This window comes from Hymenobacter sp. R533113, from assembly GCF_056835965.1.
Map to the genome: position 1 here is coordinate 1799746 of NZ_JAKWBD010000013.1, position 21484 is coordinate 1821229.

The following is a 21484-nucleotide window of genomic DNA, read 5'->3' on the forward strand; positions in this document are numbered from 1 at the left end:
AAAAGCCCCCCACTAGAGCAGTGGGGGGCTTTTTCTGAATAAGTAGAAGTTTCGGGTTGATAGTCTTAATGCTGCCCTCGGGCTTGCGCTTCAGCTTCAAGACTTGCGCGTTGCGAAGCCAGGTTTTGCCCAGTACTAATCCAGAACACGCCCGGCCGCCGAATAGCGCAACGTGTCGAACAGCACCAGCTTTTGTACGCCTTTTACCTGATAGTCAGACAAGCGGCCATCGGTGGTGTGCATTACCACGCGCTTCTGGGAGAAGAACAGCGGATTATCCTGCGTGAGTGTGGCCGTAATTTCCTGGGCAACTGCCGGACTAGCCGCAGCCGACAAAACTGTGATGCGCTCCACCGAGTTGTCGATGCCTGTCTTGCGGCTGTAAGTACGTAGCAGCGTCTTGTCTTTGGCTACCGAGTCGACGGCATAGGCACCGCGCAGAGCAGGTTTGTTGATGTCAGCCTGGTAAAAGATCTGCAGTTCCTTGCTCCACTCTACTTTGGGCACACGGGTAGTTTCTATTTGCCCCCCACGCAGCACCACGCGCTTTTCCACCGCCGGATTACGTCGTGTCAGCTCTCGGGTTTGAGCATCCAGAAAAGCCTTGATATCGAAATACATAGGCTTGCGCGCCTCCTTCTTCGGAACAGGGCCCACCGCTTCAGTCCCACAGGCCGAAGCAAGTGCGAGTAACCCCAGCAGCCAGAAAGCCTTACGCATTAGCAGGGCTCGTGGCAGCGGGTTGTAGCAGCGACTGCCCCGTCATGACAGCCGGTTGCGCTATACCCATGAGGGCCAGCACAGTAGGCGCGATGTCGCCGAGCTTTCCATCAGCGAGTATACCGCGATAAGTAGTGTCAGCTAAAATGCAGGGTACCAAATTGGTCGTGTGCGCCGTATTGGGCGTGCCGTCAGGATTAATCATCATGTCGGCGTTTCCATGGTCAGCAATTATAATGCAGGCGTAACCGCTGGCAAGCGCGGCCTCTACCACGTCTTTCGCACAGGTATCTACAGTCTCCACGGCCTTCACGGCTGCCTTAAACACACCAGTATGGCCCACCATATCGGGATTGGCGAAGTTGAGCACTATAAAATCGGCTGATCGAGCTTGTAGCTCCGGCACTAGCGCGTCGCGCAGGTCGTAAGCACTCATCTCCGGTTGCAAGTCGTAGGTAGCTACCTTAGGAGAGGGGCGCATAATGCGGGTTTCGCCGACAAACTCCGTTTCGCGGCCGCCAGAGAAGAAAAACGTGACGTGCGGATACTTCTCCGTTTCGGCAATGCGAATCTGGATTTTGCCCGCTGCGGCCAATACTTCGCCCAGCGTGTCGTCCAGATTATCCTTCTCAAAAATGGCCGTCACGCCCGTAAACGTGGCGTCGTAGTTCGTGAGGGTGAGATAATGCAGGTTGAGCCGGTGCATGTTGAAGGCATGAAAATCCTGCTGGGTAAGCGCTTGCGTAATTTCCCGGCCCCGGTCGGTGCGGAAGTTGAAGCAGATAACCACGTCGCCTTCCTGAATAGTGGCAATCGGTTGGCCATCAGCGCCTACCTTCACGATGGGCTGCAAAAATTCATCCGTCACGCCTTCCTTATAAGAGTCGAGCATACTCTGAATCAGGTTTTGCGACGGCGTGCCTTTGCCGTTTACCAGCAAGTCATACGCTACTTTAATCCGTTCCCAGCGGTTGTCGCGGTCCATGGCGTAGTAGCGCCCCACAATAGTGGCAATCTTGGCGCTATTCCGCTCCAGGTGCTTCTCCAGGTCGTTGACGTAGTTTACGCCACCTTTCGGGTCCGTGTCACGCCCATCAGTAAAGGCGTGAATGAACACTTTGTACACATCGGCGTCGTGCGCCAGCGTGCAAAGCGCTTTAAGGTGCTCGATATGCGAATGTACACCTCCATCGGATAGCAACCCCATGAAGTGCAGGCTCTTACCGTTGGTGCGAGCGTACTCAAACGCCTTTTCCAGCGCGGGCACCGTTCCCAGTTTCCGCTCCCGGATAGCTTTATTGACCCGCACTAGATCTTGATAAACCACGCGGCCGGCCCCAATATTCATGTGGCCTACTTCCGAATTGCCCATTTGCCCATCAGGCAAGCCCACGGCCTCACCGGAGGCCTGAAGACGGCTATGGGGAAAACGCTGAAAAAGGGAGTCAACGAAGGGAGTCTGAGCAGCATCAATAGCCGAAACAGCTTTGTTTTGAGCCAGACCCCAGCCATCCAGAATAACGAGCAACACTGGTTTGTTCATACATGCAAAGATAAGGGTAGGGACCCTAACCCTAGATTGTGTTCTTTCAGGATGTTTTCAATTATCTTAGGACTGGTGCAAATTAGTGGAGGAATAAACCAATTTATTGCCTATTGGCATAGTTTTGGAGTTAACTCTTTCGTACTTTTCCTTAGTATGAAACGCAACGTTTTTCGGGTTTGCCTGCTGGTTTGGCTAGGACTGCTCTCCATTGCTAGTTACGCACAAAGCGAAGCTTTTGGGGCCGTTCGAGGCGCCATTCGCAATGGCTCGGCCCAGGAATTAGCTTCTTACCTGGGTGCGAAAGTAGAATTGGGCTACGACGGTGATAAGCAAAGCTACAGTGCTGCTGAAGCCGAATTGGTTCTCAAAAACTTTTTCACCAAAAACCCTCCTACCGCTTTTGAGTTTATTCACCAGGGAAGCAGTAATGAGGGAACAAAGTACGCTATTGGTAAATACACGGGCAAAACCGGTACTTATCGCGTGTTCGTGAAGATGAAGCCCGGCAGCGGTTCGCCTACCATCGACACAATTGATTTCACCCAAGAATAACGGCTGGCCAATCTGCGTATTATAGCCGAACAAAGAATTTTTTATATGAAACGAATACTACTCCAGTTCTGCGCCATTGTATGGTTTGCTTTGCTGGCTGTTGGAGTACAAGCCCAAGGGGAGTCGCTGGGGGCCGTTAAGGGGGCAATTCGCAATGGCTCGGCCCGCGACCTTTCCCAGTTCTTTGGCCCCACGGTAGAGCTAGCCTTCGATGGCGATAAGCAAAGCTATAGCGCAACGCAGGCAGAGTTTGTCATGAAGGATTTCTTCGCCAAGAACTCACCTGCCAGCTTTGAGTACGACCACCAAAAAACCAGCGCCGAAAGCATTCAATACGCCGCTGGCAAGTACATTGGCAAGACAGGCTCTTACCAGGTGTTTGTGCAAATGAAACCTATCGGTGGTGCTTTAGTCATTGATTCCATCAATTTCACGAAAGAGTAGAGTTTAAGATAGTCGGCTCAAATGCCGAGCTTCATTCATACATTTCAAACCCAGTATCCAACTGATGCTGGGTTTTTGCTTTAGGATGAGTTCACCCGTTCGCAGGGTACAATACACGATAGAGATGTTAGGGCAGAGGCTTTGTCAGGGGCTTTTTCTATTTTTGCACCGTGCAAAACGCTCCCTACCTCACGCCTGAAGCTATATCCACGTTTATCCGCACGGCCCTGGCCGAAGATGTGGGCGACGGCGACCATTCGTCCCTCGCTTCCATCCCGGCGGATGCTCAGAATCGGGCGCATTTACTAGTGAAAGATGAAGGCATACTGGCTGGTGTCGCACTGGCTCATCATATTTTTCGCGCTGTGGACCCTGACTTGCGGGTGGAAGAATTGCTGAGTGATGGTGTCCGTGTTCAGGTAGGCGATATCGCTTTCCGGGTGGAAGGCCGTTCCCAGAGTATTCTGACCTCTGAGCGGCTGGTGCTCAATTGTATGCAGCGCATGAGCGGCATTGCCACCCACACGGCGCATCTGACCAGCCTGCTGTCTGGCACCCGTGCCCAACTCCTTGACACGCGCAAAACCACCCCTAACTTTCGTCTGTGCGAGAAATGGGCCGTACTTATTGGTGGAGGTGTGAACCATCGCTACGGCCTGTTTGATCAGATTATTCTGAAGGACAACCACGTAGACTACGCGGGCGGAATTCGGGCGGCTATTGAAGCTACACACACTTACTTGAAGCGTACGGGTCGCCAGCTACCAATCGAAATAGAAACCCGGACGCTGGCCGAAGTGCAGGAGGCACTTGATACGGGCGGCATCGACCGCATTATGCTCGACAATATGCCCCCCAGCCAGCTGCGGGAAGCGGTAGCGCTTATTGGGGGGCGTTTTCCTACCGAGGCGTCGGGTGGCATTACGGAGGACACGATTGCCGCAGTGGCCGCCACGGGTGTCGACTTTATTTCCGTTGGTGCACTTACTCATTCGCTTAAAAGCCTGGATTTGAGCTTAAAAGCGTATTAAATGAGTGAATGGGTGAATGGCCGAATGAGTGGTTGTTCAACAAAAAATATTCACCCATTCACTCAGTCAACCATTCAATTATTCATTTCAATGCAGCAACCAAATCAACGGGGCTTCCGGCAGGCGCAAGGAGCCGCGCCGCTGGCCATCCGTACCAAGAAATACCAGCTGAACACCAACACCTATACCCGCATGGCCATGACGCAGGTGTGGAAAAAGGAGTGGTGGTATGCCCTTATCCCGCTGGCCATCGGGCTGTTGCCAGCCCTCATCTGGCCCTCGTGGTGGTGGGTTGGGCTAGCAGTACTGCTGACCGTGCTGTTTGTATTACTTCGCTCGGCCCAAATTACAAGCGTGACGCAGATGGAGCAAAGCAAGCCACTTTTTGAGCGTTTTAACTATGAGATTGACCAGCGGCAGATTCTGCTGCGCCTCAATGAAAAGCAGGGTATGAACCTAAGCTGGGACATGATTGATCGGGCCCAGCGCGATGTCGAAGGCTTCACCATGTGGCTGCGCCCCGGCCAGGCGCCCGATGAAATAGCTGGCTGGCGCCGCTGGATTGCCCGCACCTTCGATGTGCCTGTATTCTTGCTGCTGCCCCTGCGTATTTTCAATTCGCCGAATGATATAAAGCTGTTTGATGCCATGCTGCGCCGTAAAAACCTGCTGCCCACAGCACCAGCATCGGCCGCCGATGCGTCGGCGGCGTAACATTTGCCCCCCGGTATCGGTAATCCTTGCGTAGCTGAATGGTTTGCTGGCTGCCTGTTCAGATGAAGCAGCCAAGCGATTCCTCAGCCTTCAACCCTCAAGCTCAACTCAGTTTAACTTTATGAATAAGAACCTGTTGCTCGCTGGCGTGGCCAGTCTCGCGTTATCAATGACTGCCTGTAGCAGCGAACCTTCTGCCTTCCGCCCCGACAATCAAGTGTCGACTGATCTGGTAGCGCCCGGTTCACGTTCGTCTGACAACTTCGACCAAGGCACGGCTTACGAAACCAACCAGGCTAAAGGTGCCGCTATTCCGAAGCCAGTTAGCTCGGCACTAGAAGGCATTAATGGCAAGCCCAAGCCTTCGGCTGAAGCCAGCATCTCGGCTAACGCCGAGGAAGCAATGCGTACGAACAGAAAAGAGGAAGCCGCTAAAATCAACGCTAAGCCCAGCCAAGCCGATACTATGGCAAATGGTAGCGAGATTCAGCGCTAGGTTACAGATGGCTTAATTTTAAGGACTTAGAAGTAGCCGCCGTTAGCGTTATGCTGACGGCGGCTATTGCTTTAGCTGGCTGCCATAGTATTGTAGGGGGGCAAATTGCTGGCTTACGACAACGGCCCTGACTGGAGATTAACAGAAGCCAGACAATTTATCTGTAACATTGTTGCAAATATTGCCGGCTAGTGTCTTCCAGCGGCAATGACTTAGCAGCAGGCTTTTTCTTTTATAACATTAATGTTGCACCCTACTACTGAGTGGTTTATTAGTTGGTTTGACTCGCCTTATTACCACTTGCTTTACCGCGACCGTAACGAGGAGGAGGCTAAGAGTTTTATAAATGCTTTGCTGGGTCATCTGCGGGTAAAACCGAACGCGAAACTGCTTGATCTGGCTTGCGGTAAAGGCCGGCACTCTGTGTACCTGAGTCAGAAAGGTTACGAGGTTACCGGGGTCGATCTGTCGCCGGAGAGCATCGCTTACGCCCAAGGGTTTGCGCATGAGCGCCTGCACTTCCATGTGCATGATATGCGCAACCCGCTGCCGTTCGGAGCGTTCGATTTCATTTTTAATCTGTTTACCAGCTTTGGCTATTTCGCCCAAGAGACGGAAAATATAGTAGCGTTGCGCTCCGCGGCAGAGGCATTGCGACCGGGGGGCAAAATGGTGATTGACTTTATGAATACCGAGCGCACGCTGCGTGAGCTGGTACTTGAGGAAAAGAAAACCATAAGTGGCATCACCTTCCACATCGCCCGTCGTCTCGACGATGGATTTATAGTCAAAACGATTCGCTTCGAGGATGCGCTTGGACAGGAGCAGCGCTTTGAAGAGCGGGTTCGGGCCCTGGGCCTGAACAATTTTGAGGAATATTTTCAGATGGCGGGCTTGCGCTTAGCCGAAGTGCTGGGCGACTACCAACTAGGCCCGTACAACCAAGCACTGAGCCCGCGCATGATTTTTATAGTGAAGAAATAAAGTTGGTGAGTTAAATAACAGGCCGGCTGTAGCCGGCTGGTTTATTTAACTTCATCAATGCCTACCTAATCAACACATTATCCATGTGGATTGCCGTTCTGCTGCTATTTCTGACCGTGCTGGGCGCGGGCCTACTCACTCGCCTGCTGCCCACGGCCCGCACCAATTGGATGAAGCCCTTGCTGGCTTTTAGTGGGGCCTATCTGTTCACGCTCACTATCACCCACTTGCTGCCCGAAGCCCTACTACTAGTGCCCAACAATGAGATGCACCGCATCGGATATTATGTACTGGGGGGCTTTTTCGGGCAGTTATTGCTGGAGGTTTTTTCGCAGGGCGTTGAGCACGGCCATATTCATCACGACACGGCGCATGATGGGCAGGTACCATTTCTGCTGTTGTTCTCACTGGTAATTCACTCTTTTCTGGAAGGCAGTATTCTGATTAAGCAGCCCGAAGCCACGCCCAGCAACGAGAACTTTTATGCTATTCTGGGGGGAGTGGCCCTGCACCACATTCCGGCAGCTTTTGCCCTGATGGCGGCTTTACTGTTGCGCCTGCACAGCTTTAAGCGGGCCTTGCCGTATCTGGTGCTGTTCGCGCTGGCCGCGCCCATAGGCATCGTAGTTAGCAATTACGTCGTGCTGGAGGAACTGATGACCGGCGGCTTATACGCTGCGCTGCTGGGCTTGGTAGCGGGTAATTTTCTGCACGTATCCACCACCATTCTTTTCGAAACCAGCCCGGAACACCGTCTCAATTGGCCTAAGCTTGGCGCTACGCTGGCCGGCACGCTGCTGGCGCTGGCAATTGATGTTTAACTTAAAAGGCAGCTACATATCTACCAGCGGCCCAGAGTTGTTCAGGTAATACTCCAGTTGAGCCACGCGGGCGCGCTGACGAGACAGCTCAGTTTGGAGTTCCAGCAGCCGACGACGCATGGCCAGTACAAGATCGATGTTTTCCGCATTTAGGCCTAGCTCATGGTGCAAGCGGGCTAGCCGCGCCAGATGATCGAGCTCGGCACGGAGGGTGTCGGGCGCATCCGCGGGGTGCAGCAGGCCCAGCTCCACAAGCTCATGTAAGTCAGGTTCGCTCAGGCCGTAACGCAGGGTGCAGTCGTGGAAGGTAATCGTGATAAAGGCTGACGTTTCCATAGCAGATAGTGAATAGCGAGTGGCAATAGCAAAGACTAACGATTATCAGGAAGCTTCGCCCCGAAGCTGAGCCAACTGTTGAAAAAGCTCTTTCTCTTTATCCGTAAGGTTTTGCGGCAAAGTCAGATTCAGCCGCAGGTATAAGTCGCCGAATTGGCCGGGCTGCTTATAAATTGGAAAGCCTTTGCCCCGCAGACGCAGGCGCGTACCGTTCTGTGTGTCAGGCTTTACGTTAATCTTAACCGGCCCCGATAACGTCTCGACTACCTGTTGCCCGCCCAGCAGAGCCGTATAAATGCTCACCGGAACATCCATCGTGAGGTCGGCACCATTGCGGGTGTAGCGCGGATCGGGGGCTATGCGCAGGGTGATGTAGAGTGAGCCGGCCGGGCCGCCGTTGTTGCCAGCCGCTCCCTGGTCGCGCAGCCGGATGGTCTGCCCATCTTCGACGCCGGGCTGAATGTTGATGCGCAGCTTCTTGCCGTTTACGGTGAGCGTACGCGGGCCACCCTCGTAAGCTTCGGCTAATGTTAGTTCCAGCTCGGCCTGGTAGTCATGGCCCGCGCTGGCCCGTGCAGAATGCCCCTCAGCGCGTCCAGCGCTGTTCATATCGCCAAAAATGGAGCTGAAGAAGTCGGAGAAGTCGGTGTTGCCGAATGGGTCGCCGCCGCCGGCTTGGCCGTAGCCGCCATACCCACCGGGCTGCCCGTACTGCGACCAGTCAAAACCGCCCCCGCCGGCGCGGCCCGCCCCGGCGGTTTGTTGGTAGCGCTGCCAGTCGGCGCCTAGCTGGTCGTATTTGCGGCGCTTTTCCCCGTCGCTAAGCACTTCATGGGCCTCATTTATCTCTTTGAACTTGCGCTCAGCTTCCGCATTGTTGGGGTTCACGTCAGGGTGATACTGACGCGCCAGCTTGCGGTAAGCCTTCTTGATCTGGTCGGTGGTAGCCGTTTTATCCAGTCCCAACGCTTTGTAATAATCCTTGTAGTCCACTTTGTGAATTTATGGCGTATGAATGCTGAATTTTAAAGACATGAACTGCTCTGGCCTCTGAATAACGCCTTTCGCATGTGGGCACCTTGATTAAAATTCAACCTTCACCAAGTTGCCTATTTTTTCAGCGGATCGTGGCCCCAGTTCATCAGGGAATACCGCCAGCGCGAGTGCTCTATGTCCTTTTCCGGTCCCTGGGCTAAGTGCCGGCTAATGTAGGAGTAAACCTTGTGCATGTGCGCCTCGTCGGCCTCCGTCAGGTCCGTTTTTTCTTGTTCAGTAGCTCAATAATTCGCTCGCCCGACTTGTGACCGATGCTGGTACCGTCGCCGCTGTCCTGCCCCACCGAGTTGGACTCCTCCGTGGCAAGCCACTTCTCTAGCTCTGACGCGGTCATGTTCACTCGCGCCTTAAAATCGGCGTAAATATTGTTTGATGCTTTCTCAGTTGCCATAGGAATAGCTGATGTAGAAAAGAGAAATAATGGCCATACCGATGGCTCTTTTCCTGTTCTAACGCGCTCAGCTTAAGCCGGGTTGCTCGCTTGTTGCTGTTGCCCAGTTGGCGATTGCTTGTTGAATTCGCTTCACTTATTACTCCCACTCTCTATCCCTCTTCCAGTATGAAACTACGCACTGTCGCGCTCCTGGCTCTGGCCTTAACTACGAGTGCCGTAGCGGCCTCGGCCCAAACTAAACTGCCGCCACGCAGGGCAGCCGCTGCTCCTCGCCCTAAGCCCGTAACGCCCGGCGTCGCTACCATGAAAGATGGCGCTATGCTGAAGGAGGGCAAGGTATTGGTAACCCAGATGGGCCAGACTAAGGCACTCACGCAGGAAATGAGCCTCACCAATGGCACCAAGATCACCCCAGCCGGTAGCGTGGTGACGGCGGCTGGGGTCAGCACCCAACTCCAGGAAGGCGATATGGTTTCGCTGAGTGGTCGCCTCACGACAAGTGCTCAAAAAGCCGAGCAAGACAGCCTTCTTTTAGTGAAGAAGGAAAATCTGAAAACGAAAGGCAAAAAGAAGAGATAACCTGCACAAATTCCCAAGCGGCCGGGCGGCTCAAACCATAAAGGTCTGAGCTGCCCGGCTTCGTTTTAGACTTGCGTGTAGTCCAGCAAGATCAGCGCGGCCTCGGCATCGTCGCGGGCTTCTACTACTTCATCCATTACGTACTGGATTTCGGCCTCGGTCCAGGCCTGGGTTTCGGCGGCTTTCACGAAGGCGGCCAGCGCCACGAAGCGACTTGAGGCCGCAGGTACAGTCCAGCGCACTTTTTTGCGGATTCTCATGCGAGACAAATAGAAAAATTAGGTTAAAAAAGCCCCCCAATTAGCGCGAGGAAGCTTTCTTGACCACTTTTACCTGTACCGGCACTACGCCGGCGTCAATCAAATCAATTTTGCGGGCGGCCTTGCGCGACAAGTCAATGATGCGGCCTTTCACGTGCGGGCCCCGGTCCGTCACGGTTACCTTTACTGAGCGGTTGTTGCGCGTGTTGGTCACGCGCACCACCGTGCCGAAAGGAAGTGTATTGTGGGCCGCCGTCATCTTATTGGGCCTATATACGGTGCCGCTAGCCGTTTTCCGGCCATTGAATTTGTTGGCGTAGTAGGAGCCCTGACCGCTCTGGGTGAACGTATTGGCGCCACCGGCGCAGGCACTCAGCAGCCACGGTAAGCTTAGTAGCCAGCAAAAACGACGAAAGAAAATGGGAGGCATAAGTAAATATAAATGACACCAAACCAGAGCCTACACTTACTCTGGCTTTTCGGGAATACGTAAGGCCAGCAGCTTGGCAAAGTTGCCCTGAAATACGTTGAAGTCGACCGGGCCGCGAATACCTGGTACGTGCGATTCGTCGCTATGCTGCCAGATAATCCATTTGTCGCGGGGTAGGAGGGGCTTTTCTACTTCGTAGTGCGCCAGCCACAAGGGATACTGGTCGAAGTGACCAGCTAAGTGGCGCTTATAGAAGTTATAGTTGGTATACAGAATGGGGCGCACGCCGTAGTGGCGCTCTATCAGGCGCAGCCAGGTGGCTACGTTGCGCCGCATCACGGCTACATCGTGAAAGTTAGGCGCTTCCACATCAAGTACGGGGGGTAAATCGCCGGCGGCTAGCGGTACGTTGCGCACAAAAAGGTCGGCTTGCTGAGCGCCGTCGTAGTTGGGCTGAAAGTAGTGGTAGGCTCCGCGGTAAATGCCGACGGCGCGGGCCTCGCGCCAGTTGCGCTGAAAGCGTGCGTCGCGCAGCGTAACGCCTTCGGTGGCTTTAATAAACGCAAAACGCACCTGATGCTCCGCCACTTCCGGCCAGTCGATGCGGCCCTGATACGACGAGACATCAATGCCGTGCACCGTGTAGCCGGTGAGCAGCGGGGTTTTCTCGCGGCCCGTCAGTTGATGGGCGGTATAGGTAGCATAAGTGCGCCGGGCATACCGATTGATCTGGCGCCAATACCGCCCGTAAAAAGCCAGCGCAGCCAGTAGCAGGGCCAAGCCAATGAGCAGGGGCAAGCGCCGCCTAGGAGCAGCGGGTCGGCGTGAGGCAGTAGGGCGTCGTCGGGGTCGGTTCATGAGCGTGGCCATCGCAAAGGTAACGCACTTACGTGCCTGGCTCGTACCTAAGCTAGCGGTTGCGGCGCAGAAAAAAGCCCCCGCCAGCGTATGTAGCTCACCAATCCCTGCTTTTCCCGACCTTTCGCTTCTTAACGCTCCGCCCCATGGCCACTTCACATCCCTCCGACGCCCGCGACGAATCGGGCCACCTCATCCGTGAGCTACACGGCATCACCCTGGCCCAGATTCTGGAATATCTGGTGGCTCATTATGGCTGGCCAGGACTAGATGAGCGCATTCACATTAATTGCTTCGCCGTTGATCCCAGCATCAAGTCCAGCCTGGTGTTTCTGCGCCGCACGCCCTGGGCACGAGCGAAAGTGGAGGAACTCTACATAAAAACCCGCAGCAAGGAGGTGTTGAGCAAGAAAAGCTGAGTGGGGTAACGCTGGGCAGTTGTCTTCTAACTTCTCATATGAACGTCATGCAGAGCAGAGCGAAGCATCTCGCTCGCACCGTTAGATTAGTACTCCGGCCAAACACGCGAGATGCTTCGCTCTGCTCTGCATGACAACCGCAAGTTGTTCAATGGCTGCAAAGGAGATGCTCTGCCTGATAGGCCAATAGACGAGATCGATTATTCAATAGTAGCTTACCAAAAAACAATGGCTGACGTTTCGCAGAAATCGGGTTCCCAGGCGCTGCTGATTGGCTTCGTGTGCTTTGTAGTATTTGAAGCCGTGACGTACTACGTCCTGCGCTTTGCCACTTCGGGGCTGGGTATGAGCGACCAGTACCAGCCCGACAATACGATTGTCAGCAACTGGGTCAAAACCGTAGTGTTTCTGCTGCTACACCTGCTGGTGATAGTGGTAGCGGTGCTCGTGCTCAGCAACCGGCTGCCGCGCCGGTATCGGGGGCAGGTGATGGGTTGGTTTTACTTGGCGCTGGTTACCGGGTTTTTGCTGCTGATTCCGCTTTTCGATTAAAACCAAAAAAGCCACTGCGGTTACGCAGTGGCTTCAGTGAAAAGGTGTCGGTCGGTCCCGACGTTATAAGCAACTAAGCGGAGCCTAGCGCAATTTGATATCGATTTCGCGGCGGCTGGCTGAGTCCTGGAACGGAATGCGGATGCGCAACTCATTGGCCTCATGCACGGCGTCGATGCGGTCGAGGTCGAGATTAGCGGGCAGATCCAGCGTTTGAGCAAACAGCGGCGCGCTCATGTTGTCGCCCTCTTCGTGGCGGTAGTCGCAGTACACGGTCAGACGGTTGTTGTCGAGCAACACGTGAAAGTTCTCGGGGCGCACCGAAGGCGCCGCTACCCGTACCACCACACCCTTGGCCACCTTATCGACGCGCAGCTGCGCCTGGGCCGTGCCGCCGCCCAAGGTGTTGAGCAGGTTAAGCTGGGGGGCAATATTGCGAATGAATTCTTGGCTTATCAACTTCATGGTCAGGTCTCTTATCTTGATTGTGATGGACTTATTTCAAACGATGTACCAACCTCTATTATACGTCACTAGCGCCGGGTTTCGGCCAGATTGACGCCTCAAAAGCAGTCTGAAACCCATTTAAACGGCCATAGTGACAGGTAAAAGCGGTGTGCCTAAGCACAACTTTGGGCTCCTTCCAACCATGGCTTGCGTCGCTGCCGTATAGAATACTTTGTCGTACAGCACCAATTAGACCGTATGCAGCTCCAAACGTTTAATACGACACGTACCGCCCGCTACTATTGTGTGGGCGAACCCGGCCCGACGATTCGTCACGTCTGGTTTTGCCTGCACGGCGAAGGCCAATCCGTTGCCGACTTTGCCGCCCAGCTCAGCAACCTGGTCACGCCCGAACGCCTGCTGATTCTGCCCGAAGCCCTGTCGCGCTACACGTTGTCACCTGCTCCCGATGGTACGTTGAGCACGGGCGCTACCTGGTTTGCCGCCTCCGACTTGCTGCCCGACCTCGCTGACCTCACCAATTACCTCGACTCCCTGGCCGAAACGATTCTGGCCGCCTGCCCACCCGAAACTCCCGTTACGGTGCTCGGCTACGGGCACGGCGCGGCGGCGGCCTGTCGCTGGCTGGCCAGCAACCGCATTACCTACGACCGCCTGATTCTATATGCTGCCATCTTCCCGCCCGAAATCGACCGCCGCGCTACACTAGTTGGGCTACCTGAACGTCCCGTGAACGTGGTAACTACCACCGTGGAGATGTACACGCCCGAAGTTGCCGGCGAAGGGCTCGTGCAGGATTTGCTCGATGTAGGCCTCACGGCGCAGCTTAGCTATGTCGCGGAAGATGGCCTCACGTTAGCAGCCCTGGGTGCCGGCGCCGAAACGATAAACTACGAGTCAAACCCTAACCCTACGGAATAAAAAAGCCCCCGAACAGCTCAGGTGGCTTTTTTATGGAATACAACAACTACAAAGCGCTGATTTTGAGCTTTTATTCTTTCGGAACTGCGGATCTCATTCGAGTCGTTGTAGGATAGCATTGAGACCTCGAAGCCCGGCGGCGCAGTTGGGTAGGCAAATTGCTTATGTCCTCACCTTGGAATACCTACAGCGTATCGTCGCTTTGCTCCAGCAGCTCCATCTGCCACCGTATCTGTTTCAAGGTAATTGGGTAAGAAATTCCGTTCCTAATGCTTTGATATACCGCCTCGAACAGATGCATAAAGTCACCTTTCGGCGCAGGATAAGAATGAGTGGTCAATTGACCATCGGCAGTAGCTAAGGTGAGAATACCCTCCTGGCCGGGCGCTTCCAGGCCGTAAGCAGCGTCCTGGGGGGCAATTCCTTGCTGAAGCTGGGTTTCCTGCACATCGGTTCGGGCCTTGCTGAAGCTGCCCTGCGTGCCATGCAGCACAAAGGAGGCTTGCGGCTGAGCTACCAATAGGCTACTGGTCAGAAACACCTGCAAGCCATTGGGGTAGTGGAGGTGAAAAGAAAAGTAGTCAGCTACCTGCGAACCGGGACGGAATATGCCGGTAGTCTTGCGGCTGAATGAAGGTTTGCCAAACAAGCTAATGGCCTGATCTAGTAAGTGCGGCCCCAGGTCATACACGAGCCCACTGCCCGGAATCGGAGTTTCCTTAAAGGCCTTCGTGTTTAGGGCCATCTTATAGCGGTCGAAGCGAAAGTGCACCTCAATGAGCTGCCCGAGCTGACCACTTTCTATTACCTGCCGCACGCTCTGAAAATCACTGTCCCAGCGCCGGTTCTGGTAAGCCAGCACTTGCCGTTTCATGCGCTGCCCGAGTTGCTCTAATTCCTGTACTTCGGCCGAAGAAGTGACCAGCGGCTTCTCAATCAGCACATGCTTGCCCGCCTTCAATACTTGCCGGGCCAGATCGAAGTGCGTGTTGCTTGGCGTATTTACTACTATAAGCTCGATTTTAGGGTCTGCAAACAGAGCCTCCACGCTGTCGTAGCTGATAAGATCTGGGTAATCCTGCTGCGCCTGCTTCTGGTGGCGCTCCGTTACGGCACGCAGGGTAAATCCGGGGTGAGCAGACAAAAACGGCGCATGAAAAACCTTGCCCGACATGCCATAAGCCAGCAGGCCGGTTTGAATGGGGTTCGTTGTCATAGTAGTCAGAGAGTAAGCATAAGCAGGCCCCATAGTTAGTCGATAGCAGCGACAAACAATCTAAATGAGCTGACTCATACTCAGCTAAAGCGAGGTAAAAGGAATGGGTATTCTTTAAAATAATTCTTGCATGAATCCAAAAAATAACATAGCTTATTATCTATCTTGTACACAGAGTGTTAAAAATTCGGGCCAAGGATAGCTCGACAGCTGTTGTTGGCAGAATGTTTGCCGAAAGGAGGTAGAAAGCGCTAAACCAAATAATATTTGCTGCTTTCAACTGACGCTAAAACCTTAGTCAGTTGGCTGACGAGAATCAAATCAAAGAGTTTAGATTTATAAGAAAAGTACAGCTGAGTAGCACGACTGTATCTTACCCGCAAAGAAAGTTCAGTTACGCTGCCCCTCACCCTTTCTGATTCTGGTGCTTCCAGGCTAATGACTACCCAAGGTTATTGGCCTCCGCAATACTTTTCCGGTCTGTTTTTTCTGCTTCACATACGCTGAGCAACCGCTCAGGGTACACATACCGCTCGCAAGGTTTGGGCCACCCGCCCGTCAAAACCGGGCCTTTCCAGCGGCCGAGAGAATCAATTTCCCACCCTCTTTTCTCCAGTTGTGTCTTTCGATCTAGAAACAGGTGCCCCTGATGCCAGTTCGCCCAGCGAATGGCCTCACCCTTACCCCGTAGCTATCCAGCCGGTGGTAAATACTGCGCCGTTAATAGAGGCTGCCCCCGCGGCCATCTACGATAAGCTTATTCTGCCCGGCGACTTCCCCGATCCGACCATTACCAAAATTGGTGATACGTATTGGGCCAGCGCCACTTCGGCCGAATGGGGGCCAATTTTCCCACTGCTCAAGTCCACCAACCTCGTCGATTGGGAAGTCGTGAGCTATGTATTTCCGGATAAGCTGCCCGAGTGGGCCGACTCCAACTTCTGGGCTCCAGAAATCAGCCACGAAAACGGCAAAACCTACATCTGCTACACGGCCCGCAAAAAAGGCAAGCGCGGCCAGCTGTGCGTAGCCATTGCCAGCGCCGATGACCCCGCCGGTCCCTACACCGACCACGGGCCACTGGTGGGCCAGCGCATGGGCTCCATTGATGGCTTTCCGCTACGCGACGAGAACGGCGTGCTCTATATGGTGTGGAAAGAGGATGGCAACGCCTTCAAGAAAGATACCCCGATCTGGGCCCAGCGCATGAACGAAAGCCGTACGGCGTTGCTAGGGAAAAAGAGGAGCTATTCCGCAACACGGAGAAGTGGGAAGGCTGCCTGGTGGAAGGCTCAGCCATCGTGCGTCAGGGCGAATACTTCTATATGTTTTACGCGGGCAACGGCTGCTGCGGCAAGTGCTGCAACTACGCCACCGGCGTGGCACGCTCCAAAAGCTGCTCGGGCCGTGGGAGAAATGCCCCCAGAACCCCATTCTGACCAAAAATAAAACTTGGAAATGCCCCGGCCACGGCACCGTGACGGAGTACGAAGGCCGTTGGTTCCTGCTGCACCACGCCTACTACACCAATAGTCACGAGTTTGTGGGTCGCCAGGGCCTGCTGAGCGAGTTCACCTGGAACGCCGAAGGCTGGCCTGAGTTTGTGAATAGCAGCCCCCAGGCGGAGCCGCTGCGCGATTTGCGGGTGCTGAACGTGGATGACAGCTTTCCCGGCAACCGTCTGTCGGCGGCCTGGCAATGGCCGGTCAGTGAGCAGCCCACGGTAGGCGTCAGCGACGGTCAACTACTGCTGACGGCTCGTTCTACGGGTCTCGGTGCCTTGGTTGCTCAGCGTACGTTTACGGCCACCTACAAAGCGGCCACCACGCTCGATTACGGTGCCTTGGCGCCCAATACCTACGCGGGCTTGGCTGCTATCGGCGACCCAAACAATGCACTGGCGCTGGTAGCGGGCAACGGCCGTCTTCAGCTGTGGCACATGCAAGGCAAAAAGCACCTGACCTTAACCGAAGTAAAGCTAGAGAATTGCAAGATGCTCAGTTTGCGCCTAGAGGCGTGGGGCGGCAGCCGTTTCCGCTTCGCCTTCAGCACGGATGGCGGCACCACCTGGCAGCCCGTCGTGCTGGATAGCTTTGCGCTGAACGGCACGTATCTGCCCCCCTGGGATCGGGGCGTGCGCATCGGTTTGCTGGCTCAAGGCCCCGAAACCGCCACCGTAGCCTTTGATAATTTTGCGCTGCGTAACTGCCGCTAATATGTAGTCTTATTATAGTTGTATACGTTATAATTTTATAACAGGACTTACGCAAAAAGGGGGCGTAGGCTTGTAGCGCGAAGCTTCCGCTTCGCGTATCGTTGAACGGAATCAGTTGATACTCAGCCACGATACGCGAAGCGGAAGCTTCACGCTACATCCTTAGTGCGTAAGTCCTATATAAGTTAAAAAAGCCCCCCAGCACCAAGTTGGGGGGCTTTTTATTGCTATAAATCGAGATAGTAAATACAGTTCCTGTCCATCCCATTTGTGGCCGGCCCGGCGAAAATGGCAGGACCTAGCCTCTAGACTCGCGTCATAGTTTTTCCCTTACTCATCTTCAAAGTTTTCGGCAACTACGTTTAAAGCCCAAACCCAAACCGCCGTACCCACCGATGCTAATCATTCGTCGCGCGAGCACTGAGGACTTAGCCAGTATTCTTCAGCTAATAAGGCTTGTCGTGCCGCTGATGCACGCAGCCGGCAATTATCAGTGGGAAGCCTCTTACCCCAATGAAGCAGTGTTTCGAGAGGATATTGACCAGCAGCACCTGTGGGTAGCCGAGCTGGGGGGCAAAGTCGTGGGCGTAGCCGCTCTCACCACCGACCAAGACCCCGAATATGCCCAAGCCGATTGGGATGCCTCGCTGCCCGCCCTCGTAACGCACCGGCTGGCCGTAGATCCCGCCGCTCAGGGCCAAGGAGTGGCCATAGCTCTGCTCAGGCAAGCCGAGCAGCTAGCCATCGGGCAAGGCCTGCCCATGCTGCGAGTCGATACCAATTCCGAGAACCGCGCCACGCAGCGACTTTTCCCCAAGCTGGGCTACCGCTTTGCTGGCGAAATCACATTGGCTTTCAGACCCGGTCTGCGCTTTTTCTGTTATGAAAAGCAGGTAGTAGCTGTGAATAAAAAAATGTAGCTGCCTAAACAAATCGAAAAGCGTGCTTTTGAGCAATGTTTGGGCTTATATTCATACACATGAGATTTATTATATTGATAATGAAATTGTTAAATAACATTGGGGTAATGTAGGTCTAGCATAGGGGTAGTACTTTTGCATTAAAGTATTGTTTTTTGCTTGTATACCCCCGCCCCCTTCATGAAGAACTTTTTACGCGTAATAGCCGCTTCTCTTCTGCTAACGCAGAGTGCAGTAGCCCAGCAAACCTTAACAACATCACCGTTTCGGGAAAATTTCGACAACATTGGCGGGGGCTTGCCGACGGGTTTTACGGTTCGCACCGGTGCTACGACTACTATTTTAGGTACATCGGTTGCGCTGACGACTGCTGCGACCAACCGCAATAACACGGCCGGCGCGTTTAAGAATTTCGCCTCCGCTACTGACTTGGGGAGTGCCGCCACTACAGCTGAGCAGGCTGGCACCACCAACCGGGCCTTGGGCGTCCGGCAGACGGGCACATTTGGCGACCCCGGCGCAGCCTTCGTTTTTCAGGTTGATAACACCATCAACAAAACTGGCTTCGGACTAAAGTTTAAGCTTCAGTCGCTTGATGTCGTCCCGACGCGCGTCACTACCTGGCGCGTCGACTACGGCACGGGTGCCACCCCAACCTTTACGGCCGCGGCCGCGACGGGTACCCTGCAAACCGGTGGTGCCACGTTCAGCAACAACGAAATCAACGTTGACTTTGGCCCAAACCTGAACAACTCGGCCGAAACCGTCTGGATCCGTGTCGTGACGCTGACCGCTACTACGGGCGCTAACAATCGGCCTAGTTCGGCCATCGACGACTTTGAGCTAAGCTGGAGCAATGCTGCTACCGGCCCGCCCACGCTGGCCATCAGCCCGGCTGCGCTAAGCTTTGGTACGCAAAATACTGGCACTGTCTCCGCTGAGAAGTCGTTCACGCTCACCGCCTTCAACCTTACCACCGCCGACGTGCTAGTAGCCACCGCGGCCCCTTTCGCGGTAGCCAAAACGCCAACTGGCCCCTATGCTACCTCCCTCACTTATACTGCCGCTGAGCTAAATAGCCGCAACACACCAGTGTATGTGCAGTTTAGCCCCACCACTAACGGTCCGGCCCAGGGTACCGTTACCACTACGGGCGGCGGCGCCGAAGCTCAAACCGTGAGCCTTTCAGGTAGCGGCTTCGACCCGAACGTGATTACCAAAATCAGCGCAATTCAGGGGGCGGGTGCGAGCCTCGCGCCCGGACGATATAATGTGGAGGCCATCGTGACGGGCGTGTATGCCACGCTCAATCCGGGGGGCTTTTATATTCAGGAAGAAGATGCGGACTCCGACGGCGACGTGAACACCTCCGAGGCCATCTTCGTGGCCCAAACGGGTGCTTCGGTAGCCGTGGGCGACAAGGTAAAAGTGACGGGCACGGCCCAGGAAAATGACGGCAGCCCGTCCTTCAACCAGGGGGTATTTGCTGCTCCCACCGTTACGGTTCTCTCATCGGGCAATGCGCTGCCCTCCTTCACCACGCTGGTAAATACCACTTATTCAGCCGCCCAAGCAGAGAAATACGAGGGAATGCTGGTGCAGTTTACCGGTCCCCTCACCGTTGCCGACGCCAGTCGTGTGAAGCGGTTTGGCGAGCTGAAGCTGTCAGCTAATGGGCCCGTATACCAGCCCACGCAGGTAGTAGACCCCAACGATGATCCGGCCGCGGGAACCACCAGCGCCGGCGTCACCAACGTAGCCGCCGTGAAGGCCTACGAGCTGGCCAATACCAACAAGACGATTGTACTGGACGACGGCAGCGCCGCCACCAATCCATTGCCCACGCCCTACCTGGATGCGACGCTGCAAACCGTACGCGTCAACAGCACCGTGTCGAATGTGAAGGGAATTTTGGGGTACGGCTTCAGTACGTATCGCATTCAGCCCCTGGCGGGCGCGGGCAATGCTCCCGTGGTATCGGTAGCCCGGCCCGCCGTGCCTGCTTTCGCCAAGCTCGATGTGAAGCTGGCCAGCTTTAACGTGCTGAATTATTTTAATGGCGACGGTCTGGGGGGCGGATTTCCGACTGCCCGCGGGGCCCGCACCCCGGCCGACTTCGCTCGGCAACGCAGCAAAATCATCAAGGCCCTCACGGAAATGAACGCCGATGTAGTAGGTCTGATTGAGATTGAGAACGATGGTACTGGCCCCAACTCTGCTATCCAGGATCTAGTGAATGGCCTGAACACGGCACTGGGGGGCAATATTTACAGCATTATAGACGATGGCGCGACCGAGCAGCGCGCCATACCTAACCTGAGGCCTGACTTTATCCGGTGCGCAATTATCTATAAGTCGGCCGCCGTAAAGCCGATTGGTGGCGTGATGCTTAGCCCCGATGAGGTGTTTGATCGTCCGCCCATCGCGCAGGTATTTGCCCTCACGGCCACGCCCGACACGTTTACTTACGTAGTAAATCACTTCAAATCCAAGGGCAGCGGCTCCGGTGTCAATGCCGACCAGGGCGACGGGCAAGCAGCCTCCAATAGTGACCGCAAGGCCCAGGCCCTGGGTTTGCTGAATTTCTTCACTACCACCGTCATTCCGGCCGGCAACAATAACATAGTAAGCGTAGGCGACTACAATGCTTATTTTGAGGAAGACCCGTTGGATATTTTCCGGGCTGCGGGCCTGACCGTTACGGGCTCGCCTACATCCGTGTCGTACGTGTTTGATGGACAGAGCGGTGCCCTGGACCACGCCGTGCTGTCAGCGGCCGTGGCCCCGCTGGCAACCGTGAAGAAGTGGAACATCAACGCCGAAGAGCCCGAGTTTTTGCAGTACAATATAGCCGGTGCCGACACGGACGTGAATAGCCCCTTCCGCTCGTCTGACCACGATCCGCTGCTTATTGCCCTCGATTTCCCGACCATCATCCAGCTCTCGGCCTTCACGGCTACGGAGTCGGGCAACAAGATTAAGCTGGCCTGGACGGTGCGGGAGCCTACTACCCGTGAGTTTGTGGTAGAGCGCTCCCAGGATGGCAAGCTGTTTCAGGAAGTAGCTCGCGTACAGGCGAATAAGAAGAACGATCCGAAGGCGAGCCTGTACTCAGCTATGGATCATAACCCCGTTGCCGGCACCGCCACCTACCGCCTCCGCCAGCTGGATGCCGATGGCACCAGCATTTACTCGGCCACGGTAGCCGTTACTTTCACAGGTAATACCAAGCCCGGCGATAATTCGTCTCATGCTTTGGTAGTGCATCCCAATCCCTTCATTGGTCGGTTGAACATGGAGCTGACGGGCAAAATGGCCCCCCAGCAGTCATTTCACCTGGAGCTGGTAACTGCCCAAGATGGTCGTCCGCTACTCTCGCTGGAAGGTGCCCTACCATTCCTGCAAGAGCAGCTCGGCACCCGTTCCGCACAGCTGGCCCCAGGTATCTACATTCTGCGCTTGGTGAGTGCCGATGCCGTATACACTCAGCGCGTAGTAAAGCAGTAAGTGTCAAACGGTTACTGCGGCTATTTCTGTCGCAGTAGTTTGCTC

Annotated in this window: 23 protein-coding genes and 2 pseudogenes; 15 read left to right on the forward strand and 10 right to left on the reverse strand. The window is 54.8% G+C overall.

What is annotated here, in order from left to right; all coding sequences use genetic code 11:
* Positions 1-135: 135 nt before the first annotated feature.
* Positions 136-720: a hypothetical protein gene (locus MKZ35_RS17265; protein WP_482514434.1), complete on the reverse strand. Its 585-nt coding sequence runs from the start codon at positions 718-720 to the stop codon at positions 136-138.
* Positions 713-2263, reverse strand: a complete 1551-nt coding sequence (gene gpmI, locus MKZ35_RS17270) for a 2,3-bisphosphoglycerate-independent phosphoglycerate mutase (RefSeq protein ID WP_482514435.1) — start codon at positions 2261-2263, stop codon at positions 713-715. Before gpmI ends, MKZ35_RS17265 begins: the two co-directional genes overlap by 8 nt.
* A gap of 156 nt (positions 2264-2419) precedes the next feature.
* Here gpmI and MKZ35_RS17275 point away from each other — a divergent pair, with 156 nt between their 5' ends.
* The 7 genes from MKZ35_RS17275 (at position 2420) to MKZ35_RS17305 (ending at position 7308) form a co-directional block, all read left to right on the forward strand.
* Complete coding sequence (locus MKZ35_RS17275; RefSeq protein ID WP_482514436.1) at positions 2420-2818, forward strand: DUF4783 domain-containing protein; 399 nt, start codon at positions 2420-2422, stop codon at positions 2816-2818.
* Between the two features lie 45 nt (positions 2819-2863).
* On the forward strand, positions 2864-3262 hold the full coding sequence (locus tag MKZ35_RS17280) for a DUF4783 domain-containing protein (protein WP_482514437.1): 399 nt from the start codon (positions 2864-2866) through the stop codon (positions 3260-3262).
* 170 nt (positions 3263-3432) lie between these two features.
* Positions 3433-4293: a carboxylating nicotinate-nucleotide diphosphorylase gene (gene nadC, locus MKZ35_RS17285; protein WP_482514438.1), complete on the forward strand. Its 861-nt coding sequence runs from the start codon at positions 3433-3435 to the stop codon at positions 4291-4293.
* Between the two features lie 90 nt (positions 4294-4383).
* Entirely contained in the window at positions 4384-5007 is a 624-nt protein-coding gene (locus MKZ35_RS17290) for a hypothetical protein (protein ID WP_482514439.1), read from the forward strand.
* Between the two features lie 121 nt (positions 5008-5128).
* Positions 5129-5503, forward strand: a complete 375-nt coding sequence (locus tag MKZ35_RS17295; RefSeq protein WP_482514440.1) for a hypothetical protein — start codon at positions 5129-5131, stop codon at positions 5501-5503.
* 243 nt (positions 5504-5746) lie between these two features.
* On the forward strand, positions 5747-6487 hold the full coding sequence (locus tag MKZ35_RS17300; protein WP_482514441.1) for a class I SAM-dependent methyltransferase: 741 nt from the start codon (positions 5747-5749) through the stop codon (positions 6485-6487).
* Positions 6488-6570: 83 nt separating this feature from the next.
* Positions 6571-7308, forward strand: a complete 738-nt coding sequence (locus tag MKZ35_RS17305; RefSeq protein ID WP_482514442.1) for a ZIP family metal transporter — start codon at positions 6571-6573, stop codon at positions 7306-7308.
* A 12-nt stretch (positions 7309-7320) separates the two neighbouring features.
* On the opposite strand, the gene MKZ35_RS17310 is transcribed toward MKZ35_RS17305, so the two are convergent.
* From MKZ35_RS17310 to MKZ35_RS17320, 3 genes and pseudogenes are all read right to left on the reverse strand, one after another.
* Positions 7321-7644 (reverse strand): chaperone modulator CbpM, encoded by a 324-nt coding sequence (locus tag MKZ35_RS17310; RefSeq protein WP_482514443.1) that lies wholly within the window; start codon positions 7642-7644, stop codon positions 7321-7323.
* A gap of 45 nt (positions 7645-7689) precedes the next feature.
* Positions 7690-8637 (reverse strand): DnaJ C-terminal domain-containing protein, encoded by a 948-nt coding sequence (locus MKZ35_RS17315; protein WP_482514444.1) that lies wholly within the window; start codon positions 8635-8637, stop codon positions 7690-7692.
* 116 nt (positions 8638-8753) lie between these two features.
* Positions 8754-9091: pseudogene (locus MKZ35_RS17320) on the reverse strand (DUF3140 domain-containing protein).
* A gap of 168 nt (positions 9092-9259) precedes the next feature.
* Here MKZ35_RS17320 and MKZ35_RS17325 point away from each other — a divergent pair.
* A complete protein-coding gene (locus tag MKZ35_RS17325; RefSeq protein ID WP_482514445.1) occupies positions 9260-9673 on the forward strand; it encodes a DUF6799 domain-containing protein in 414 nt (137 codons plus the stop codon).
* Between the two features lie 65 nt (positions 9674-9738).
* Here MKZ35_RS17325 and MKZ35_RS17330 read toward each other — a convergent pair whose 3' ends face one another.
* Genes MKZ35_RS17330 through MKZ35_RS17340 form a run of 3 tightly spaced genes read right to left on the reverse strand, consistent with a single transcriptional unit; the run spans position 9739 to position 11221 of the window.
* Complete coding sequence (locus MKZ35_RS17330) at positions 9739-9933, reverse strand: hypothetical protein (RefSeq protein WP_482514446.1); 195 nt, start codon at positions 9931-9933, stop codon at positions 9739-9741.
* Between the two features lie 40 nt (positions 9934-9973).
* Complete coding sequence (locus MKZ35_RS17335) at positions 9974-10363, reverse strand: septal ring lytic transglycosylase RlpA family protein (protein WP_482514447.1); 390 nt, start codon at positions 10361-10363, stop codon at positions 9974-9976.
* A 36-nt stretch (positions 10364-10399) separates the two neighbouring features.
* Positions 10400-11221 carry a glycoside hydrolase family 25 protein gene (locus tag MKZ35_RS17340; protein ID WP_482514448.1) on the reverse strand — a complete coding sequence of 274 codons (822 nt, stop codon included), beginning with the start codon at positions 11219-11221 and terminating at the stop codon, positions 10400-10402.
* 146 nt (positions 11222-11367) lie between these two features.
* On the opposite strand from MKZ35_RS17340, the gene MKZ35_RS17345 reads away from it, so the two are divergent.
* Together MKZ35_RS17345 and MKZ35_RS17350 are read left to right on the forward strand one after the other, a co-directional pair.
* Positions 11368-11640 (forward strand): VF530 family protein, encoded by a 273-nt coding sequence (locus MKZ35_RS17345; RefSeq protein ID WP_482514449.1) that lies wholly within the window; start codon positions 11368-11370, stop codon positions 11638-11640.
* A 228-nt stretch (positions 11641-11868) separates the two neighbouring features.
* Positions 11869-12192: a hypothetical protein gene (locus MKZ35_RS17350; RefSeq protein WP_482514450.1), complete on the forward strand. Its 324-nt coding sequence runs from the start codon at positions 11869-11871 to the stop codon at positions 12190-12192.
* Between the two features lie 84 nt (positions 12193-12276).
* Here the strand turns inward: MKZ35_RS17350 and MKZ35_RS17355 are convergent, their stop codons facing one another.
* Positions 12277-12657, reverse strand: a complete 381-nt coding sequence (locus MKZ35_RS17355) for an Hsp20/alpha crystallin family protein (protein WP_482514451.1) — start codon at positions 12655-12657, stop codon at positions 12277-12279.
* Between the two features lie 240 nt (positions 12658-12897).
* Between MKZ35_RS17355 and MKZ35_RS17360 the strand changes: the two genes are divergently transcribed.
* Positions 12898-13581: an alpha/beta hydrolase gene (locus MKZ35_RS17360; protein WP_482514452.1), complete on the forward strand. Its 684-nt coding sequence runs from the start codon at positions 12898-12900 to the stop codon at positions 13579-13581.
* Positions 13582-13765: 184 nt separating this feature from the next.
* Here the strand turns inward: MKZ35_RS17360 and MKZ35_RS17365 are convergent, their stop codons facing one another.
* A complete protein-coding gene (locus MKZ35_RS17365) occupies positions 13766-14797 on the reverse strand; it encodes a Gfo/Idh/MocA family protein (RefSeq protein ID WP_482514453.1) in 1032 nt (343 codons plus the stop codon).
* A 702-nt stretch (positions 14798-15499) separates the two neighbouring features.
* On the opposite strand from MKZ35_RS17365, the pseudogene MKZ35_RS17370 reads away from it, so the two are divergent.
* From MKZ35_RS17370 to MKZ35_RS17385, 4 genes and pseudogenes are all read left to right on the forward strand, one after another.
* Positions 15500-16334: pseudogene (locus MKZ35_RS17370) on the forward strand (glycoside hydrolase family 43 protein); the annotation flags it as partial.
* 117 nt (positions 16335-16451) lie between these two features.
* Entirely contained in the window at positions 16452-17012 is a 561-nt protein-coding gene (locus MKZ35_RS17375; protein ID WP_482514781.1) for a beta-xylosidase family glycoside hydrolase, read from the forward strand.
* Positions 17013-17407: 395 nt separating this feature from the next.
* Positions 17408-17932 (forward strand): GNAT family N-acetyltransferase, encoded by a 525-nt coding sequence (locus tag MKZ35_RS17380; RefSeq protein WP_482514454.1) that lies wholly within the window; start codon positions 17408-17410, stop codon positions 17930-17932.
* A 180-nt stretch (positions 17933-18112) separates the two neighbouring features.
* Positions 18113-21439 carry an ExeM/NucH family extracellular endonuclease gene (locus tag MKZ35_RS17385; protein ID WP_482514455.1) on the forward strand — a complete coding sequence of 1109 codons (3327 nt, stop codon included), beginning with the start codon at positions 18113-18115 and terminating at the stop codon, positions 21437-21439.
* The last annotated feature ends 45 nt before the right edge of the window (positions 21440-21484 follow it).

What these genes read in the sequence shown, in the direction of transcription:
- MKZ35_RS17265 (WP_482514434.1), bottom strand. Translation starts at nt 720, where the DNA reads ATGCGTAAGGCTTTCTGGCTGCTGGGGTTACTCGCACTTGCTTCGGCC.
- gpmI (WP_482514435.1), bottom strand. Translation starts at nt 2,263, where the DNA reads ATGAACAAACCAGTGTTGCTCGTTATTCTGGATGGCTGGGGTCTGGCT.
- MKZ35_RS17275 (WP_482514436.1), top strand. Translation starts at nt 2,420, where the DNA reads ATGAAACGCAACGTTTTTCGGGTTTGCCTGCTGGTTTGGCTAGGACTG.
- MKZ35_RS17280 (WP_482514437.1), top strand. Translation starts at nt 2,864, where the DNA reads ATGAAACGAATACTACTCCAGTTCTGCGCCATTGTATGGTTTGCTTTG.
- MKZ35_RS17290 (WP_482514439.1), top strand. Translation starts at nt 4,384, where the DNA reads ATGCAGCAACCAAATCAACGGGGCTTCCGGCAGGCGCAAGGAGCCGCG.
- MKZ35_RS17295 (WP_482514440.1), top strand. Translation starts at nt 5,129, where the DNA reads ATGAATAAGAACCTGTTGCTCGCTGGCGTGGCCAGTCTCGCGTTATCA.
- MKZ35_RS17300 (WP_482514441.1), top strand. Translation starts at nt 5,747, where the DNA reads ATGTTGCACCCTACTACTGAGTGGTTTATTAGTTGGTTTGACTCGCCT.
- MKZ35_RS17305 (WP_482514442.1), top strand. Translation starts at nt 6,571, where the DNA reads ATGTGGATTGCCGTTCTGCTGCTATTTCTGACCGTGCTGGGCGCGGGC.
- MKZ35_RS17310 (WP_482514443.1), bottom strand. Translation starts at nt 7,644, where the DNA reads ATGGAAACGTCAGCCTTTATCACGATTACCTTCCACGACTGCACCCTG.
- MKZ35_RS17325 (WP_482514445.1), top strand. Translation starts at nt 9,260, where the DNA reads ATGAAACTACGCACTGTCGCGCTCCTGGCTCTGGCCTTAACTACGAGT.
- MKZ35_RS17330 (WP_482514446.1), bottom strand. Translation starts at nt 9,933, where the DNA reads ATGAGAATCCGCAAAAAAGTGCGCTGGACTGTACCTGCGGCCTCAAGT.
- MKZ35_RS17335 (WP_482514447.1), bottom strand. Translation starts at nt 10,363, where the DNA reads ATGCCTCCCATTTTCTTTCGTCGTTTTTGCTGGCTACTAAGCTTACCG.
- MKZ35_RS17340 (WP_482514448.1), bottom strand. Translation starts at nt 11,221, where the DNA reads ATGAACCGACCCCGACGACGCCCTACTGCCTCACGCCGACCCGCTGCT.
- MKZ35_RS17345 (WP_482514449.1), top strand. Translation starts at nt 11,368, where the DNA reads ATGGCCACTTCACATCCCTCCGACGCCCGCGACGAATCGGGCCACCTC.
- MKZ35_RS17350 (WP_482514450.1), top strand. Translation starts at nt 11,869, where the DNA reads ATGGCTGACGTTTCGCAGAAATCGGGTTCCCAGGCGCTGCTGATTGGC.
- MKZ35_RS17355 (WP_482514451.1), bottom strand. Translation starts at nt 12,657, where the DNA reads ATGAAGTTGATAAGCCAAGAATTCATTCGCAATATTGCCCCCCAGCTT.
- MKZ35_RS17360 (WP_482514452.1), top strand. Translation starts at nt 12,898, where the DNA reads ATGCAGCTCCAAACGTTTAATACGACACGTACCGCCCGCTACTATTGT.
- MKZ35_RS17365 (WP_482514453.1), bottom strand. Translation starts at nt 14,797, where the DNA reads ATGACAACGAACCCCATTCAAACCGGCCTGCTGGCTTATGGCATGTCG.
- MKZ35_RS17380 (WP_482514454.1), top strand. Translation starts at nt 17,408, where the DNA reads ATGCTAATCATTCGTCGCGCGAGCACTGAGGACTTAGCCAGTATTCTT.
- MKZ35_RS17385 (WP_482514455.1), top strand. Translation starts at nt 18,113, where the DNA reads ATGAAGAACTTTTTACGCGTAATAGCCGCTTCTCTTCTGCTAACGCAG.